The organism is Acidithiobacillus sulfurivorans (assembly GCF_018853815.1).
Taxonomy (GTDB): Bacteria; Pseudomonadota; Gammaproteobacteria; order Acidithiobacillales; family Acidithiobacillaceae; genus Acidithiobacillus; species Acidithiobacillus sulfurivorans.
In genome coordinates this window covers 1-19357 of the sequence record NZ_JAAOMP010000058.1, presented here as the reverse complement: position 1 = coordinate 19357, position 19357 = coordinate 1, and the positions used below count along the sequence as shown (strand labels likewise).

Annotated in this window: 12 protein-coding genes and 1 tRNA gene; 6 read left to right on the top strand and 7 right to left on the bottom strand. The window is 56.5% G+C overall.

Annotated elements, in window-relative coordinates; translation table 11 throughout:
* Window positions 1-10 precede the first annotated feature (10 nt).
* Both dapD and dapC read right to left on the bottom strand, forming a co-directional pair.
* Window positions 11-835, bottom strand: a complete 825-nt coding sequence (gene dapD, locus HAP95_RS05415; RefSeq protein ID WP_215883294.1) for a 2,3,4,5-tetrahydropyridine-2,6-dicarboxylate N-succinyltransferase — start codon at window positions 833-835, stop codon at window positions 11-13.
* A gap of 21 nt (window positions 836-856) precedes the next feature.
* On the bottom strand, window positions 857-2074 hold the full coding sequence (dapC, locus tag HAP95_RS05410) for a succinyldiaminopimelate transaminase (RefSeq protein WP_215883293.1): 1218 nt from the start codon (window positions 2072-2074) through the stop codon (window positions 857-859).
* 141 nt (window positions 2075-2215) lie between these two features.
* Here dapC and HAP95_RS05405 point away from each other — a divergent pair, with 141 nt between their 5' ends.
* Window positions 2216-3130 carry a DMT family transporter gene (locus HAP95_RS05405; protein WP_215883292.1) on the top strand — a complete coding sequence of 305 codons (915 nt, stop codon included), beginning with the start codon at window positions 2216-2218 and terminating at the stop codon, window positions 3128-3130.
* Here HAP95_RS05405 and HAP95_RS05400 read toward each other — a convergent pair.
* The 5 genes from HAP95_RS05400 to HAP95_RS05380 all read right to left on the bottom strand — a co-directional run bounded on the left by HAP95_RS05400 (window position 3089) and on the right by HAP95_RS05380 (window position 7732).
* On the bottom strand, window positions 3089-3763 hold the full coding sequence (locus tag HAP95_RS05400) for an HAD family hydrolase (RefSeq protein WP_215883291.1): 675 nt from the start codon (window positions 3761-3763) through the stop codon (window positions 3089-3091). The two genes, HAP95_RS05405 and HAP95_RS05400, sit on opposite strands and share 42 nt — an antisense overlap.
* Complete coding sequence (ubiG, locus tag HAP95_RS05395) at window positions 3760-4452, bottom strand: bifunctional 2-polyprenyl-6-hydroxyphenol methylase/3-demethylubiquinol 3-O-methyltransferase UbiG (protein ID WP_215883290.1); 693 nt, start codon at window positions 4450-4452, stop codon at window positions 3760-3762. Before ubiG ends, HAP95_RS05400 begins: the two co-directional genes overlap by 4 nt.
* On the bottom strand, window positions 4449-5795 hold the full coding sequence (locus tag HAP95_RS05390) for a TRZ/ATZ family hydrolase (protein WP_368356555.1): 1347 nt from the start codon (window positions 5793-5795) through the stop codon (window positions 4449-4451). The genes ubiG and HAP95_RS05390 overlap by 4 nt, the downstream gene beginning before the upstream one ends.
* Window positions 5796-5924: 129 nt before the next feature.
* A complete protein-coding gene (locus HAP95_RS05385) occupies window positions 5925-7100 on the bottom strand; it encodes a lytic murein transglycosylase (protein WP_215883288.1) in 1176 nt (391 codons plus the stop codon).
* 68 nt (window positions 7101-7168) lie between these two features.
* Window positions 7169-7732 (bottom strand): C40 family peptidase, encoded by a 564-nt coding sequence (locus tag HAP95_RS05380; protein WP_226832585.1) that lies wholly within the window; start codon window positions 7730-7732, stop codon window positions 7169-7171.
* Between the two features lie 169 nt (window positions 7733-7901).
* On the opposite strand from HAP95_RS05380, the gene HAP95_RS05375 reads away from it, so the two are divergent.
* The 5 genes from HAP95_RS05375 (at window position 7902) to HAP95_RS05355 (ending at window position 19217) form a co-directional block, all read left to right on the top strand.
* Window positions 7902-7976 (top strand) — tRNA-Val (locus HAP95_RS05375).
* A gap of 183 nt (window positions 7977-8159) precedes the next feature.
* On the top strand, window positions 8160-9341 hold the full coding sequence (locus HAP95_RS05370; RefSeq protein ID WP_215883286.1) for a polysaccharide biosynthesis/export family protein: 1182 nt from the start codon (window positions 8160-8162) through the stop codon (window positions 9339-9341).
* A gap of 7 nt (window positions 9342-9348) precedes the next feature.
* Window positions 9349-10524 carry a glycosyltransferase family 4 protein gene (locus tag HAP95_RS05365; RefSeq protein ID WP_215883285.1) on the top strand — a complete coding sequence of 392 codons (1176 nt, stop codon included), beginning with the start codon at window positions 9349-9351 and terminating at the stop codon, window positions 10522-10524.
* Window positions 10521-17879, top strand: a complete 7359-nt coding sequence (locus tag HAP95_RS05360) for an SDR family NAD(P)-dependent oxidoreductase (RefSeq protein ID WP_215883284.1) — start codon at window positions 10521-10523, stop codon at window positions 17877-17879. The genes HAP95_RS05365 and HAP95_RS05360 overlap by 4 nt, the downstream gene beginning before the upstream one ends.
* Window positions 17880-17888: 9 nt before the next feature.
* Window positions 17889-19217, top strand: coding sequence for an aminotransferase class I/II-fold pyridoxal phosphate-dependent enzyme (locus tag HAP95_RS05355; RefSeq protein ID WP_215883283.1), 1329 nt, complete (start codon window positions 17889-17891; stop codon window positions 19215-19217).
* Window positions 19218-19357: the final 140 nt, after the last annotated feature.

The window sequence follows — 19357 nt, the reverse complement described above, 5'->3', positions numbered from 1 at the left end:
ACGGCTTCCTTCAGATATCGCGCAGAATCTGGTTGATACCTACCTTGCTGAGTGTTTTGGCATCGACCTGCTTGACAATGACCGCACAGTAGAGACTGTAGCTACCATCTGGAGAGGGCAGGCTGCCGGACACCACAACCGAACCGGCAGGCACCCTGCCATAGCTGATTTCGCCAGTAGCCCGGTTGAAAATGCGGGTACTGGAACCGATGAATACGCCCATGGAAATTACCGAGCCTTCTTCAACAATGACGCCTTCCACGACTTCGGAACGCGCACCAATGAAACAGTTGTCTTCAATGATGGTGGGATTAGCCTGCAGCGGTTCCAGAACACCGCCAATGCCGACGCCCCCGGAAAGATGCACATTTTTGCCAATCTGGGCGCAGGATCCGACCGTGGCCCAGGTGTCGACCATGGTTCCTTCATCCACATAGGCGCCGATATTCACAAAAGAAGGCATCAGTACGCAGTTGCGGCCAATGAAAGCCCCACGCCGGGCGGTGGCGGGCGGCACCACGCGAAAGCCTCCGGTGCGAAAGTCGTTGCTGTTATAGTCGGCAAATTTGCCCGGCACCTTGTCATAAAAATTGGTCTCCGCGCCCGGGATACGGCTATTATCATGGAGGCGAAAAGACAAGAGCACGGCTTTTTTGATCCACTGATGGGTAATCCATTCGCCATCACGCTTTTCGGCAACCCGAAGCACGCCTTTATCCAGCCCTTCAATGGTTTGATGAACTGCATCGCGCAGATCGGCGGGTGCCTGCTTGGGTGAAATTTCCGCCCGATTTTCCCAGGCGGCATCAATAATGGTTTCAAGACTCTGGCTCACGAAAGCTCCTTCACAAATGGTTCAAATGGAAAATGAGGATAATGGATGGGTTTCCAGAAAATGCCGAATCCGCTCCAGTCCGTCGACGCAGTCTTCATGACTGCCAACCAGGGCAATGCGCACCCGATCCTGACCGGGATGACAGCCCTGCGCCTCCCGGGATAAATAAGCTCCCGGCAGACAGCGTACATGTTCTTCGGCAAACAGGGCTTTCACAAAGGCTTCACCATTTCCGACCTGTGGCCAGAGATAAAAACCGCCAGCCGGTATTTCAACGGGTAGATATTGGCCGAGAATAGTCTGGGCTGCGACAAATTTTTGCGCATAACTGGCCCTGGTTTGGATAACATGGGCTTCATCCTGCCAGGCACTGATGGACGCCGCCTGAATAAAAGGTGGCATCGCCGCACCCAGATAGGTCCGATACAGGACAAAAGCCTTGAGTATTTTGGCATCACCGGCCACAAAGCCACTGCGCGCGCCGGGAATGCTGGAACGCTTGGAAAGACTGTGAAAAGCCAGCACATTGTCCAGACTACCGGTTTGTGCAGCAGCTTCAAGAATGCCAGCGGGAGCATCTGGACCCGTGTACAGCTCGCTGTAACATTCGTCTGCTGCCAGTACGAATCCATGCTGACGGGATTTCTCAATAAGCCACTGCAGGGTTTCGCAGGACAGCGTTGCTCCCGTGGGATTATGAGGTGAGTTGATATAGAGCAGGGCACAGCGTGCCCAAACTGTTTCATCAATCGCTTTAAAATCGGGCTGACCATTCGTGCCACAATTCAGATAATAGGGTTCTGCTCCGGCCAGCAGCGCAGCACCCTCGTAAATCTGATAAAAAGGATTGGGCAGCAATACCAGCGGTTGAGGCTTTGCGCAGGCGGGTAACACGGCCTGGGCGATACTGAACAGTGCCTCACGACTGCCATTGGCAGGAATGACCTGGGATTCGGGGTTCAGAAAACCGGGCGGCAAGTGAAAGCGTTGGCTGGCCCATTGGGCAACCGCCTGACGCAGCCGCAGGTCACCCAACACCTTGGGATATTCCGTCAAACCATGCAGGTGCTCAATAATCGCTTCACTGACAATCCCCGGTGCTGGATGGCGTGGCTCGCCAATGGAAAAATCTATCAGTTCCCGGTCTGCAGCCGTTACTCCGGCCAGTAACTGCCGCAGCCGCTCGAAAGGATAGGCCTGCAGGGTGTCCAGTAATGGATTCATGGAGTGTGTTGTCATGGGTTTTGATTCTGGGGCATGGATGGCGTTTATGACAAGCCCTGATCAGCTACTGAAGAACTGAGACGCCGCTTGCCAATCCCGATATAATCCGAAAAATTCTTTTCGAAATTCTCCTTGGGACAGGTTCTCAGCAGACTTATGCCACGTATTATCATGCAGAACTTGCCGATTATGGCTTTACTCCTGGGTTCCAGCCTGTGGGGCGTGCTGTGGCTGCCTTTGCGCTACTTTAATGTGGCGGGGCTGCATGGCGCCTGGCTGATTCTGGCCACTTACCTGCTTTTGGCCCTGCCGGCAGGATGGTGGTCCTGGCAACGTCGCGGGGAATTGCGGGGGCATTATTGGACCCTGATCGGGTTGCTGGTTTTTGGGGGTTGGACCAATGTGGCTTTTATGCTGGCACTGGTCCATGGAGAAGTAGTACGCATCCTTTTGCTCTTTTATCTTTCGCCAGTCTGGGCGATTTTTGCCGCCCGGATTTTTTTGCGGGAAGCGGTGGGGTGGCGTGGTGCCTTGGCTGCAGCCCTGGCGGTAGGTGGATCGGCGCTGGTTGTCAGTCATGGCCAGGGCTTTTCTGTAAGTGATCTGAGTACTAACGATCTCTTGTCCATTTCCTCGGGTTTTGCTTTTGCCCTGAGCAATGTGGTGCTGCGTGCCGATGAGTCGCTGGGAGATATGCATCGCGCCACTTCGGTGTGGTGGGGCTGTGTCCTGTTGGCGCTGCCTTTTGTCTGGTTTCAACCTTGGCCCAGTCTTTCCCCAATGCAATATCCCTATTTACTGGGGTTTTCCTGGTTCTGGATTGCCGGTGCAACAATAGCCATTCAGTACGGGGTGGCGCGCATGCCGGTCAGTGTGTCTGCCGTGATTATGCCCTTTGAGGTGATTGTCGGGGCGCTATCTGCCTGGTGGTTGGCAGGGGAAAAGCCCGGCTTGCTGGAAGTGCTGGGCGGCGTACTGATTCTTTCCGCCGCGCTGTTGCAAATCACTCGAAGCCAACAGCATCCGGTTTCATTGGGCGGTGTAGACATGGAAAAGGGCGGGCTGCAGTAATTCACTACGGGTAATGATCTGATCGGCCTCCCAGTTTTCCGGGGGATGTTCCGCCTCCACATAACCCCAGCCAGCTGCCCAGCACTGCGTACCCGCCGCGCGGCCCGCCAGTATGTCGCGGGGATCATCGCCGATCATGAGGCTTGGTGTGGTTTCGGCATCCAGTTGCTGCAAGGCATGGAGAACCGGCAAAGGGTCGGGCTTGGCGCGGGCGGTCGTATCGCCACTCACGACGACTCCGGGGGCTACCGGCAATGCCAGTGCCGCCAGTAGGGGCGTGGTCAGAAACCCCGGTTTGTTGGTGACGATACCCCAGGGGATTTTGCTTTCTTCCAGCCAGTGAAGAACCTGCGCCATGCCGGGAAACAGGGTGCTCTGTTCACAAATCCGCGATAAATAGTCTTCCAGAAATTTTTCCCGCAAGGCCGGAAATTCATGGTCTTCTGGTTGCAGTCCAAACGCGACCCGCAATAATCCACGCGCGCCCTGGGAGGCCACCGGGCGCAGGTCAGCCAAGGGCAAGGCAGGAAGTCCGCGACTTTCACGCAGCCGGTTGGCAGCCGCCGCCAAATCCGGGGCGGTATCTACCAGGGTACCATCGAGATCAAAAAGTACCGCGCCAGATTGGGTCATTTTTGGGTGTGCAGGAGGTAATTCACGGTCACATCATCATTCAGGCGCGCTAAATGGCGGATAGGATCATAATGCATGCCCTTCAGTGTGCAGCTCTGTAACTGCGCCTTGCGGGTCATGGCAATGAGTTCGCTGGGACGAATGAATTTCTGATAATCGTGGGTGCCGCGTGGCAACAAACCCAGAACATACTCGGCACCTACAATGGCCAGGAGATAACTTTTGGGATTGCGATTGAGCGTCGCAAAAAAAGCATTACCGCCGGGTTTCAGCAGTTTTGCACAGGCGGCAATAATGCCTGCAGGATCAGGTACATGCTCCAGCATTTCCATGCAGGTCACTACATCGTAGGACTCAGGCTGTTCCTCGGCCAGCTCCTCTACAGCCACCCTGCGGTACTGGATTTGTAGATGCCCGAGTTCGGCGTGAGCCTGTGCCGCTGCAATACCATCTGCCGCCAGATCAATGCCCGTGACATTAGCACCCAGCCGAGCCATGGCTTCTGCCAGCAGACCGCCACCGGTACCCACATCGAGTATGTGCTTGTCGCGCAAACCCTGACAGCCCCGGGCAATAAAGTCTACGCGCAACGGGTTGATTTCATGCAGAGTCCGGAAAGGTCCGGCAGGATCCCACCAGGTGCTGGCGAGAGCATCAAATTTGCTGACTTCGGCCTGATCCATGTTCATGTGTTTTGATCCTTGTCGCGAATGCGCTTAACCCATGCTTGCGCGCGGCTGAATAATGCCTGCTCTTCCCAATCCACCGCCTGACCCTGACGAATACGGATTTGCCCATCCACCCAGACGTGGGTTACCTGGTCGCGTCCGGCACAATAGGCGACCTGGGATACCGGATCATAAACCGGGAAGGTGGCCGGGTGGTCGAGGGAAATGGCAATGCAATCCGCAGCCTTGCCGGGTTCCAGGCTGCCGGTCAGGTCTCCCCAGCCGATCGCTTCGGCACCCCCCAAAGTGGCCGCTTCCAGGACTTCCCAGGCCGGGAAGGCCGTCGGATCGCCGCTGAAACCCTTGGCCAGCAAGGCCGCAGTGCGCAGTTCACCGAGCATATCGAGATCATTATTGCTGGCAGCGCCATCCGTACCAATGGCCACGCCGATACCCTGCTCACGAATACGCGCCACGGGGGCCATGCCGGAACCGAGTTTAAGATTGGATTCCGGGCAATGGGCGATGTGCAGCCCGCTATCCCGACAAATCGTCAAGTCATCAGCGTCCAGCTGGGTCATGTGTACCGCCAGAAAACGCGGATTCAAAAGACCCAGCTCCGCGAGGCGGGCAAGGGGACGCCGACCATACTGAGCGAGACTTTCTTCCACCTCATGGGCGGTTTCATGGACATGCATGTGGACGGGCAGTTGCTCGGCTTCGGCCAGTTCTCTGGTCCCCCGCAAACCTGCGTCAGCCACAGTATAGGGTGCATGGGGTGCGAGACTTTGGCGGATCAACGGCATTTGTTGCAGGCGGGGGAGAAGATCAGCGGCCGCTTGCAGGCAGGCATCAGCATGCGCGGCATAAGCCGTAGGAAAATCAATGATGACATGCCCGATGTGGGCACGTATACCCATGTTCTGAGCACTCCGGGCGGCGGCTTCTGGAAAAAAATACATATCATTGAATGTGGTGGTTCCGCCGCGCAGCATTTCTGCGATGGCCAGTTCCGTACCCATGCTGACAAATTCCGGGCTGACAAAACGGCCCTCCACCGGCCAGATGTGTTCGTTCAGCCAGGTCATCAGGGGCAGGTCATCGGCGAGCCCACGCATCAGGGTCATGGCCGCATGTGTATGAGCATTGACGAAACCGGGCATCAACACATGCTGGTCGAGGGTCGTATTTTCTGCTGCCGTATATGCCGCATGAATTTCGTCCCGGGGACCGATAGCGACAATGCGCCCCTGCTTGATGGCCAGCGCATGATGATGCAGAAGTGCGCGGGGACGCACCGGAATGACCCAGCGCGCACTGATAATTTGATCGACCACTGGTTTTGCAGCGTGTTGTGATGGCACACCCGACCTCATGTCCTGATATTAAGGGTGCCTCATCTTAACACAGGGGCGCTGGCGTGAGGCAATTGTCCCGTTGCTTTGTCCTGCAACGTGTTTGGCAATCATCCATAGTAACTACCGTTTTCAGCTTCAGCCATTCAGCGCCCGTTGAATGGCCTGGGAGTAAGCCCAGACAGTAGCTGAATAGTACACGCTGGGGTTGTAACCCATGATGGCGTAGAAGTTGGGGTAGGCAATAAACAGCGTAGGACCTTCGGCAGTTTGCAGGCGGAGCAGGCCAACCGGGGTGTCAGCGGGTAAGGATGAAGGTGCTTCCGGCTGAATCCCGGCGGCCAGAAGCTGCCCCAAGGGATGCTTGCCATGCAGGAAGGCGGCAGTATCGACCCCACCCGAACCCGCCACTCTGGCCATGACCGGTTGCCCTGGCTGCCAACCATGGCCCAGGAAGAAATTGGCGGTAGAGGCCAGCACATCGGCGGGAGATTGCCAGAGATTGGGTAGAGGGCCGCCAGGAGGATCATTCCAGACAATGCCGTAACGCAAATAACTGCTGGCCAGGAATTGCGACATCCCCATGGCCCCGGCTTCAGAACCCATCAGGGTCGCTGGTGATACCCCCATTTTTTGGGCCAATTTCAGGGTTTCAGCGGTTTCATGCAGAAAAAACCGGCGACGCCCCGGCAAAGCCAGCGAGAGGCTAAGGTTACTGTTCAGCACTGAAAAGTTCCCCATGAATGAACCAAAGCCAGTTTCAATGTTGAGAATACCCATCAAAATAGGCCCGGGAACCCCGTATTTCTGGCTGACCTGCTGGAGCAGTGCGCTATGCGCATTCCAGAATTGCAATCCCCGATTAATTCGGTCGGGGTGCAGAAAACGGTCTCGATAGCGCCACCACGGATACGGGGCTGAGGGTTGCTGACTGGGTGGCGGCGGGGTCATCAGCGTTACGGCGCGGGCATTGAAGCGCGCGTTTTGCAGGGCTGGAATGACATAATTGGCCGGTAGGCCATCGTTTATCTGTAAATGACAGGCAATTTCCTGGAGTTGCAGTTGGTATTGCTGGGGGAAATTCGGAAAATAAACATCCCGTACGCAGGAAGCCGGCCGGGCAGAGGGCAGATTTTGCATTGGCTGGGAGGGTAAAGGATGAATTTCGGGTACTGGGGCGCTGGAGCTGGGCATAGTCTGGGCAATAGGGTTGCTGACGGTACCAGTAGGCCCGACTTCGGTAGCGCAGGCAGAAAGCAGGGTAGCCATGATGCTGGCACTGAAAATGCTGCGGAGGACGGTTTTGAGGTGCATGTGCTCACTCGTTATATCAGTAAATTATTAAGAATCTGGTGTGATTGAAATCAAGATCGGATACGTTTCTAGTTGTCGCGCATAGCCAGTAATTCTCTGGGCATAGGCCTGCGCACGCCATCCAGACGTTCGGCCCAATAAGGGATTTGCAGGCTTTGCACGGCGACACCCTGGCGGCGGTTCAGTGCGCTGACAAACTGCTGCCCACCGATATAAATTCCTACATGCGAAAAGGGTTGTCCCATGGTATTGAAAAACACCAGATCACCAGGACGAATACGACTTAAGGGAACCGATGGCAGGGCAGCGGCCTGGGCAAAAGAAGTTCTGGGAATATCCACGCCAGCCTGCTCCAGCACATATTGAATGAGTCCACTGCAGTCAAAGCCGGTTTGGGGAGTGTCTCCTCCCCATCGGTAGTCCTTGCCGATTTCCGAAATGGCGTGGACCAGAACGGCATCCAGTGTAGTGGCTTCGGCGTGCTGCACATAATCCGAGGATTGCCCCGGGGGCTGGGATGGGAGTGGGGAAGACGAAGGACTGTTGGGGGCCATGCTGGCACAGCCACTGAGCGTCAATGTCAAAAACAGAAGAGCTACTCCCCCCCGTTTGAGGGGACTTTTCGCAAACATAAAGTACTGCCTTGACATAGGCGTCTTCCTCATTCTTTTTTCTAAGGAAAGTAAATAGCCTAATTCTTCTGATTTGGCAAGAGAAGCTAACTACCGGAGATAAACTGCTGGTTGACCTGAATGGCCGCGATTGGTATTTTACGCGCTCTCTGGAACCGTTCGGCATCCAGGGCGGTTAGCTCAGTGGTAGAGCACTGCCTTCACACGGCAGGGGTCACAGGTTCGAACCCTGTACCGCCCACCAAATAAAACAATGGGTTACTTGTAATTATCTCATGCTGCTACTGCATGTACGACGGCCCAATCTGGCTGACATAGCGCGTAGCCGTGCCTATTGGATGACCTCCAGGTTGATATTCGGTTACAATCCAGCAGAAAATAATATTAATAATTTTTCAACTGACGGTTTTTTCTAAGGATGTTGCCGATGACAACAGGTTATCCGGGTTTGCGCGCTTTGACGGCCGGTCTGCTGCTGGCGGGGCTCGCGGGTTGCTCCTCCTACATGCCTTACGCAGGACCGCGTGTCGGCTCCGTGGAGGGCGTGGCTCACAACAAGACCTTACGCGGCATTCAGCTGGTCAAGGTGGATTATGCGCTTGCCCATCAGATCCGGATTCGGGCGGATACGCCTCAGTTAAACCTGCTGCGCAACTTCAGTAACCCCAATCCGCGACTGTATACGGTGGGGCCTGGCGATACCTTGCAGGTTTACATCTGGGAGGCGCCACCCGCCATGCTTTTTGCTTCGGCCGGGGCAGCCAACAGCACTACGGGTTCCGGTTCGGTGATGACCTCCATTCCTGAGCAAATGGTCGGTAGTAATGGCGACATCATCATTCCCTTTGCCGGTAAAATTTCCTGTGCTGGTAAAACCCTGGACGACATTGGCGCCGAAATCCGCGCCCGCCTGAAAAATATGGCCCATGATCCCCAGGTGGTTGTCCGTCTGGTCAGTAACCATGCCCAAAGCATTTCCGTGGTCGGCAATGTGCGTAAAAGTACCCAGGTTCCGCTGATCCCGGGCGGGGTCAGTGTGCTGCAGGCGCTGGCGGCAGCGGGCGGGGTCGATAAACCGGTGAACAAGGTAACCATTCAGCTTTCTCATCAGGGGAAGGTATTGCAACTGCCTCTGGAAGATGTCATCCGGCACCCCGAAGAAAATGTTTCTTTACGGGCAGGGGATGTGATTACGGCACTGTATCAGCCGCTGCATGTGACCGTCATGGGGGCGACCACCCAGACCAAGGAAATTGATTTTGAAGCCTCGGGTATCAGTCTGGCGCAAGCTCTGGCCAGAGCGGGTGGTTTGAATGGCAATGAAGCCGATGCCAAGGCGGTATTTGTTTTCCGCCTGGAAAAACCCAGCTTCCTCACAAATTGGCCAGAACCTCTGCAAACCAATGCCGAAGGGGAAGTGCCCGTGGTGTTCCGCTTTGACTTCAGTAATCCCGCTACGCTCTTTGCGGCACAAGAATTCCCTATCCAGAACAAGGATCTGATTTATGTGGCCTCGGCACCTATTACCGATCTTCAGAAATTCCTGGGCTTGATCGTGCAGATTGTTTACCCGATCCAGGGCCTGAGTACGGCGGGCATCGTCAAGTAAGCATTTTATGGCAGATCTTGGCGAAGCTCCGGTTTATATAGACATCACCCGGCTTGTCCACCGCATGCGCAAGGGGCGCATACCCACCGGGGTAGACCGTGTGTGCCTCGCCTATGTTGGTCACTTCCATGGCCGGGCACAGGCCATGATGATTCATAATGGCGTGGCGGTTGCCCTATCGGTAATCACTTCCATGACCCTGTTTGATACATTGCAGGCCTGGGCGCATGGGCAGCGCCATGGCAGCCTTGCCAAGACGGTCGGGCATATGCTGAAACTGCCCATCCGTCCGGTAAAATCCGGTAGCTGGGTTTTGAACATGGGCCACAGTGGGCTGGACCGCCCCAGCTATCTGGCCTGGCTGCGGCGCAAAAAAATGCGTCTGCTGGTCATGGCCCATGACCTGATTCCGGTGACTCATCCACATTTCTGTCAGCTCGATGCAACCCAACGCCACGGAAAACGCCTGCAGGTGATCCTCGGGCAGTCGGCAGGTATTGTCAGCAATTCGCAGCACACCGCCGAGGCGCTTCGTGACTATGCAGAAAACATCCAGATGTCGATCCCGCCGATGGCGGTCATACCTCTGGGTACACATTTAAGGCACAGCCCGCTTAGCGGTTCCGAAGCTGCACCGGCAAGGCCCTATTTTGTGGTGGTGGGAACGCTTGAACCCCGAAAAAACCATGCTTTCCTGCTCTATCTCTGGCAACGCATGATGGCGGAGTGGCGTTGGAATCATATTCCCCAATTACGCATTATTGGTCAGGTAGGCTGGATGTGCGGTGATGTGCTATATGAATTGCAGCATAATGAGCGATTGAAAGAACATGTCGAATTTCTTCCGCACTGCAGTGACGTAGAAGTGCTCGCGCATCTGCGCGGCGCTCAGGCCTTGCTTTTTCCTTCGCATGCGGAAGGGTTCGGGTTGCCTTTACTGGAGGCGCTGGAATCAGGGGTGCCGGTGTTGGCCAATCCGCTGCCCGTATTTGCCGAAATAGCTGGAAATATTCCGGAATATCTGGATACGGATGATGAAGCAGTCTGGCTGCAGGCTATTCGCGATTTCAGCGAGCGTGATCATGAACGCCGTCAACAGCAACTGCAGAGAATAAAAGGTTTTGTGGCCCCGACATGGTCTGAACATTTTGAAAAATTCGAACAATTTGTGAGTTTATTGTGAAAAAAGTTGCCATTATTGGTTATGCCTCCCGATTACCACAGTGCCGAGACAAAGGCAGCTTCTGGCAACATTTGTTGATGGGAGATGATCTGATCACCCAGGTAGCTGAAGACCGCTGGGCGCAAGAGTATCTGCAGCACCCGCAACGCAGTCATCCCGGCACGTCTGTCACTTTTGCCGCCGGTTCATTGGGTGAAGTATCGGGTTTTGATGCCGGTTTTTTTCGCATTTCTCCGCGTGAAGCTGCGGCCATAGATCCCCAGCAGCGCCTGCTTCTGGAAATGAGCTGGGAGGCGTTTGCCCATGCCGGAATTCTTCCGGATCGGCTCCGTGGCAGCCGCTGCGGCGTGTTTATGGGTCTGGCTAGTACAGATTATGCTTCACGAGTTGCCGATGATTTGGCCGCCATCGGTCCCAATACCGCCACGGGCTCAACGGCCAGTATTGCGGCAAATCGGCTGTCTTATTTTTACGACTTGCGGGGGCCCAGTTTTGTCGTAGATACCGCCTGTTCATCGACACTGGTAGCCTTTCATCAGGCTTGCCAGTCGATACTGCATGGGGAAACGGATCTGGCCCTGACCGGAGCCATCAGCCTGCATCTGCATCCTTATGGATTTCTCATTTTCTCCAAAGCCTCCATGCTTTCCAAACGTGGACGCTGCCGCCCCTTTGATGCTTCCGCAGATGGTTATGTGCGTTCCGAGGGTGGAGGAATGTTTATCCTCAAGGATCATGCTCAGGCACTGCGCGATGGTGACCGGATCCTGGCCGTGGTCGCCCACAGCGCCATCAATACGGACGGGCACAAATCCGGTTTGACTATTCCCAGTGTCGGCGCCCAGCAAAGCCTGTTGGAACAAGCCTACGCCGCTGCAGGCATTGATCCCCGGCAACTGGATTATCTGGAAGCCCATGGTACCGGGACTCCCGTAGGGGATCCGATTGAAGTGGAAGCTATTGGCAGAGCATTGGGCATGCATCGGGAGGCTGATCAGCCGCTACCCATTGGTTCCGTAAAAAGCAACATCGGCCATCTGGAAACCGCCTCGGGTATTCCGGGTTTGCTGAAAAGTATTCTTGTCCTGCAAAACCGCCTGATTCCGCCGACTATTGGTATTGAAACCCTTAACCCCCGACTGGCTCTGGATGACTACCATCTGGAAGTGGTGCAGCGTATGCGTCCGCTCCGTGCTGAAGGTTCCTTGCTGGTGGGGGTTAATTCCTTTGGCTTTGGGGGGGCCAATGCCCACATCATTCTGGAATCCGCCGAGGCACCACGCCGACGCCGATCTCCGCGCTGGCGGACTGCCGCAGATGGCCGCAAACCGCTGTGTCTCAGTGCGGCTACGCCCTCTGCGCTGCAAGCCGTGGCTCAGGACTTTGCAGATTGGCTGACCGCTGCGGACCACGAGAAACTTTATGCGGCGCTGTATCAGGCCAATTTCCGCCGGGCCTGGCTGGCGCAGCGCGTTATTTTCTGGCTGAACCCTCAGGAAGACATGGCCGCGCAACTGCGTGCCTTTGCTGACGGCCAGAGTGACAGCATCGCTGCCCTGGCCATGGAAAAAATACAAGGCCCGGTATTTGTCTACTCCGGCAATGGTAGTCAATGGGCAGGCATGGGGCAGGCACTGCTTCAGGACCCGGTGTTTGCCAGCGCCATCGCTGAAGTGGATCACCACTTTGCGCCTCTGGCCGGTTACACGCTACAGAATGAACTGGCAGGATGTCTGGGAGATGATCGCTATATAGCTACTGAACAGGCTCAACCGGCCCTGTTTGCCCTGCAGGTGGGCATTACCGCTATGCTCCGTGCCCAGGGAATTGTGGCGGCGGCAGTCGCCGGTCACAGCGTCGGCGAAGTCGCCGCTGCCTGGGCCTGTGGTGCCCTGACTTTGGCCGAAGCGGTGCTGGTCATATATGAGCGGAGCCGTTTGCAGGGCCAGTCGCGAGGTCAGGGGCAAATGACAGCGGTCGCGCTTTCTGCCGATGCGCTGCTACCTCATCTTCACGATTGGGGTCTGGATCAAAGCATCAGCATTGCCGCCTGGAACAGTCTCCGGGGTTCTACGGTCGTGGGCAGCAGTGCTGCACTGAGTGAACTGGAGAAAAAGCTCCGGGCTCAAGGCGTCGGGCATAAACGGCTGGATATTGATTACCCTTTCCATAGCGCCAGCATGGACCCGCTTCAGGCAGAGCTGATGGAAATGTTGCAGGAACTGAAACCGCAGGCAACGCAGATTCCCTTTATTTCTGCGGTCAGTGGTACAGTGCTAGCCGGTGAAGCCCTGGATGCCGACTACTGGTGGCGTAATATTCGTCAACCCGTCCGTTTCCAGCAGGCAGCGGCCGTCGCTCTGGAACAATGGAATCTGTTTGTTGAAATTGGCGGTCATGCAGTGCTGCGGGGTTATCTGCAGGAGGCAATCACCGCAGGTGGACAGGAAGGGCGGGTGATTCCCACCCTGCGGCGCAACGAAAATCATCCGGAAGCCATCCGTCAGACCCTGGCGGCACTGTGGATGGCGGGGGTGGAGCCCGACTGGAAGCCGTATTTTCCGGTTCGCAGTGCCCTTGTGGATTTGCCTGATTATCCCTGGGAACGGGAAAAGCATTGGCATAAAACGACCCCGGAATCAGCAGGTACTTTATATCGTTATGCGGTGCATCCTCTGCTGGGGCATCCTGTGGCCGGACATCCGAATGAGTGGGAACAAAGTCTGGACACGGCGCGCCAGGCTTTTCTGGCAGATCATCAGGTCGGGGATGGCGTGGTTTTTCCCGGCGCGGGTTTTGTCGAACTGGCACTGGCTGCAGCCCGGGAAAAATTGACTGAACGCCAGGATACCCAGGCCTGGACAGTGGAAGAGCTGGATATTCTGCTGCCTTTGCTGCTGGATAGTGCGCGCAGCAAAATAGTACGCGTGGAGGTTCAGGATGGTGGTCATTTCCAGATTCGCTCCCGTAAGCAGATGGAAAACAACTGGGTCATCCATGCCAAGGGCCGGGTCCGTTTAGGGGCTACGCAAGACATGGCAGAGCGCAGTCTGCAAAACTCAGGCACAACCCCTGCACCGACCAGCATGCCCGGTGAACCGGCAGATTTTCAGGGAGAAGAGCATTATGCACGCTGCCAGGCTGCCGGCCTGCATTATGGGCCGGTGTTCCAGACGGTGACTCAGGGCTGGCTGCAGGGCACTATCATCCATGGGCAACTGCAACTGTCCGGCAGCGCGATGTCGGAAACCTACCTGCTCCATCCCGCCTTGCTCGACGGCGCCATGCAGTTATTTGTGGATTTTCTGGCGCAAAGCCCGGTTCCGGCAGGTTGGGCTTATGTTCCTGTGCGGTTTGCCAACCTGAGCGTATTTGTACCGGGTAAGCAGACGCTGCGGGTTGTGGTCGAAGTCCTGCGCCACTCTCCCCAGTCGCTGCTGGCCCGCCTCAGTTTTTGGGGGGAAGCTGGCGAACTCGTCGCCTGCTGCGATACGCTGCGTTTACGCCGGGTGCGGCTGCAGAAGCCAGAAAGAGAAAAGCTCCGCTATGTCCAGTCGGTGCTGCGTCCAGTACCACGTTCTGAACATCAGCATTTTGTCGCAGAACTGGATCAGCCGCGCATCCGCAGTATTTTTGCCCGGCATCAGGCCGGACAATCCGCTTTGCAGCGTTATGCGCAAGAATATTCACCACTGATTCATACCCTGTTACAGACTTATGCCGCCGAATCAGCAGGCCACAGTGATCCGGAAGTAGCGGCGCGCGATATCTGGCAAATGCTTTTACAGGATTATCCGGAGTTTTTCCCGATTACCTTGGCGGTTGGCCGATATGGGCTGGGTACTCAAGGTGAAGCCAGTGACTATAATCCTGATGGGCCTTTGCGGGCAGACCTGATGCCGGTAATGATGGATACCCTCAGCTCTTCACTGGTGCTTTGTCTGCAAGATCTGCAAAGCCAGTGCTTACAGCAGTTATCTGCTGCGCAACTATTGAATTTCATGGAAATTTGCAGTGGCGAACCGGAAGCCCTCGCGCTCTGGGCAGAAAATACCGACCCGCGCATATCCCTATGGCGGGCTTACGACTCGGAAGACGCCCAAACCCAGGAAGACAAACCCTGGCAGTCCGTGCAAATCACTACAAACCCTTCCGCAGCTATGCATTTGATCTGGTTGCGTCTGGATGCCGCGATGTCGGAACAGCATTGGCAGATGCTGGAATTTGCCGAGCACTGCCTGGTCCCCGGCGGGTTGTTGCTGGTTCAGGGAGTAGAACCCGAAAACTGGTGGAGCGAAGTGGATCCTGCGGCAAGCGCTTTCCCCTCGCGAACGCGGATTCAGGACTGGCTGGAGCAGCGCGGCATCTCCCTGAGTCTGGCTTTGACAGCAGGCGAAGCAGCGGGAGCTTATGGCTTTATTGCCCGTAAAAGCCCGGAGCAGTCAGCATTCCTTGAACAGATCCGTACCGAACCGGCTGCTGCGGTACTGCTCTGCAGCAGCCCCGACCATAATGGGGTAGAGAGCGTTGCCGCCTGTTTACTGGAAAACGCCCTGGCGGCCAAAGGGCTGGAATGCCGGCATTTACCGTGGCCGATGGAGGATAAGCTGCCGTCGTCCCCTGCACCCGCAGCATCTGCAGAAGTCAAGCCGATAGCCGGAATGATTTTTCTGCCGGATTTTGCGGATGGAGAGGATCTGGCCGAAGCAGGCGAATCAGCGGCCATCAGGCTGCGCATGGACTGCGAACGCTTACAACAGGCAGGGCTCTGGAGTCTGCGTCAGGCCCCGATCATCCCCTTGCTACTGTTGAGTGATGGCGGTTTGGGAGGGACTGCTGCTACGACCGCTTTCAGCGCAACACACAGTCTGGGACAGGCTGGTCTGTGTGGTTTTGCCCGCAGTTTGCAAAACGAATGGCCAGAACTGAAGTTGCGCATTGTGGATTGGGGGCAGGGGAGTCCCGAGACCGTACAAATGGTTGTTGAAGAATGCCTGAGCCCCGGTCCCGAAACCGAACTTCTGCTGGATGTTCAAGGTGGACGCTATATTTTGCAGGTGCAGGAAGGCGCTGCGCCGGAATCACGGCCTGCCGGTCATGACGGGCCAGAAGTCCAGCCGCAACAAGTCCGTCCCTCCAAAATCCAGCCCCAAATCATCCAGCCTCCCCAAATCCAGCAACTCCAATTTTCCCTGCCCGGTCAGCTCCGCCATCTGCAGTGGGTCGATGTGCCAGAGTGGGCTCCTGAGGCGCATGAGGTGGAAATTGCCGTAGACAGCGCCGGGCTGAATTTTCGCGATGTCATGTATGCCCTGGGTTTGCTGGCAGATGAAGCCCTGGAAAACGGTTTCTCCGGTCCCACGTTAGGCCTGGAATTTGCCGGCAAAATCCGGCGGATAGGGGCTGCGGTGACGCAATGGCAGGTAGGCGACGCAGTACTGGGCTTTGCCCCGGCCAGTTTCAGCACGCGCCTGATGACGTCGGAGCAGGCCATTACCCGCATCCCCGAAGGCCTGTCCATGCGTGCCGCCGCCACCATTCCCACGGTTTTCCTGACCGCCTGGTATGCGTTGCACACGCTGGCCCGGTTGCAGGCTGGCGAAAAAGTCCTCATTCACGGGGCTGCCGGCGGGGTGGGCATTGCCGCCATCCAGATAGCCCAGCATTTGGGGGCAGAAATTTATGCGACGGCGGGCTCGCCGCAAAAACGCGATTTTCTGCGTCTGTTGGGGGTTCAGCACATTTATGACTCGCGCAGTCTGGATTTTGCCGACGCCATTCTGGCCGATACACAAGGCGAAGGGGTCGATGTCCTGTTAAACAGCCTGTATGGCGAAGCGGTCCTCCGCAATCTCCAGATTCTCAAACCCTTCGGACGTTTTCTGGAGCTGGGGAAACGCGATTTTTACGAGAACAATGCCATCGGCCTGCGACCCTTCCGCAACAATCTCAGTTACTTCGGCATCGATGCCGATCAGCTCCTGAAAGGCCGACCACAACTCACCCAGACCCTCTTTACGGAAATCATGTCGCGTTTCGAGGCGGGAGACTTCTTCCCGCTGCCCGCTACTCATTTCCCGGCTGCCCGAGTCACCGATGCCTTCCGGCACATGCAGCAGGCCCGCCAGATTGGCAAGGTAGTGGTCGAGATGACCGCACCCTATCTGCCCCATGCGCCCCGATCCGAAGCGGCTTTACGCCTGCAACTCAATGGGGAAGCGGCCTACCTGATTACCGGAGGGCTGGGTGGCTTTGGCCTCGCGACGGCACAACGGCTGGTGGAACGTGGTGCTAAAAAGCTGGTGCTGGTCAGTCGTAGTGGTCAGCCTGACCCGGCTGCCGACCTCATCCTCAATGACTTACGCGCGCCAGGCGTGCAAGTCCACGCCTGGTCCTGCGATGTCCGCGAAGCTCCTCAGGTACAGGTGCTCATCCAGCGTATCACCCGGGAAGTCGGCCCTCTGCACGGCATCATCCACGCGGCTGCCGTGATCGAAGACGCCCTGGCCCAGAATCTCGGCGCGGAGCTGATGGATAAAGTTATCCAGCCCAAGGTGGCCGGTGCCTGGAATTTGCATCAGGCCAGCCTCCATCAGCCCCTGGAGTTTTTCGTCCTGTATTCTTCCATGACCACCGTGCTCGGCAATCCGGGGCAGGCGCATTATGTGGCTGCCAATAGCTGGATGGAGGCTTTCGCGCAATGGCGGCGTCAGCAGGGTCTGGCCGCTCTGGCCATTCTCTGGGGAGCCATTGCCGATGTGGGGTATTTGACCAGACACGAAAAAACCCGCGACTTATTGCAGCAACGTCTGGGTGGAGCCGCATTGACCGCCAGCACCGCTCTGGATGTGCTGGAAAACATGATGGTCAGTGATGCGCATGGCTGGATGGTGGCTGATCTCGACTGGCGTGCCCTCCAGCGTTTTCTGCCGGTAGCCGCAAGCCCCCGTTTTGCTGCAGTCATGCCCTCTGGAAAGGCCGAGGCAGCGTCCAGTGACGAAGACCTGCGCAGTCACTTGCAAAGCCTGCCCACGGCAGAAGCAGAACAATTGCTGGTGGAGACCGTCCGCCGCGAAGTCGCCCAGATTCTGCGTCTGTCTGCAGATAAAATCACGCCTGATCAGAATCTCAGTCAACTCGGTCTCGACTCGCTCATGGGGGTTGAACTGGCACTGGCTTTGGAAGAACGTCTCGGTGTCAAACTACCGGCTTTTCTGCTCAGTGAGGGTCCAACCCCCTTGCGCCTGGCGCGGCGTTTAGTGCAGTCTTTGAGTAACGAGGCAGAACAACAGGATGTTCCGGGTGCCGCAAGCATTACCCGTGAACAGCTGGAAGCCCAACACGGTGTTACCTGAGACCGGAAAATGACCAAAGCTGATCGTAGTATCGCCGCCCAGTTCAAGGAAAAGCTCATCCAGAAAGGTCTGGAACAGCGCCTGCAAAAAATTCAGACCGCCCCCGCCTCGGGTGCCCAAGTGGGCGGACCGGATATTTCCGAGGCCTTCACCCGCTTTGATCGCCAACCCGGTTATCAGCAAGTGCATCTCATGCAGGAAGGCGCGGAGCGCTTTGGCGTCAAAAGCCCCTTTTTCCATGTTCATCAGGGCACTGCCGGGGCGCATAGTGCCATCGAAGGACGTCGTGTCATCAATTTTGGCAGCTACAATTATCTCGGACTTTCCGGACATCCTGAAGTGAATGCTGCCGCCCAGGCCGCCATTGCCCAGTACGGCAGTTCGGTATCTGCCAGCCGCATTGTGGCGGGTGAACGCCCTCTGCACCGGCAACTGGAAAAAGCCCTGGCCGATTTTTACGGGGTAGATGATGCCCTGACTTTTGTCAGCGGTCACGCCACCAATGTCACCACTATCGGGCATTTACTCGGTGCCCGTGATCTGATTCTGCACGATGAATATGCCCACAACAGCATTGTCCAGGGAGCCCTGTTGTCGGGCGCCCAACGCCTCACTTTTCCGCATAATGATTTGAATGCACTCGAAACCTTGTTACGTCAGCAGCGGCGCAAAGCGGAGCGGGTTCTGATTGTGGTGGAGGGGATGTACAGCATGGACGGAGATTTTCCCGACCTGCCGCGCCTGATCAACCTGAAAAAAAAGCATCAGGCCTGGTTGATGGTGGACGAAGCCCATTCTTTTGGGGTCGTGGGTGCTACGGGCCGAGGCATTGCCGAGCATTTCAGTGTCAATACCCACGATGTTGATATCTGGATGGGCACCCTCAGCAAAACCCTCGCCGCCTGCGGTGGGTATATTGCCGGAGAGCAAGCCCTGATCGACAACTTACGCTATCTGGCTCCGGGATTCTTATATAGTGTCGGACTGGCTCCGCCCCTGGCCGCCGCTGCCCTGACGGCGCTGACTATCCTCCAAAAAGAGCCAGACAGGGTCCACACTCTGCAGGAGCGTGGTCAATATTTTCTGGAAGAAGCGAAAAGGCAGCAGATGGATACGGGTTTCAGCGCCGGTTATGCCATCACCCCCCTGATTATTGGCAGTTCCCTGCAGGCCGTGCGCCTCTCTTCCCAATTACTGGAGCAGGGTGTTCATGTGCAACCCATCCTCTATCCAGCGGTGCCGGAAAAACAGGCCCGCCTGCGGTTTTTCCTGAACGTCGAACATAGCCCTGAAGAACTCCGGGATAGCCTGGTCATGCTGAAAGCGTATGCTTCCTGAACCGGTAAACCGCCCGGAAAACCTTCCCGCAGACTTATACGCCGTCGGTTTTTCGGCCTGGAAACAGGGGCCGCTGCGGGCCTTTCTGCCCGAGGCGCGACTGCACTTCATCCGCCACACCCGTCAGGCACCGGCGGGGG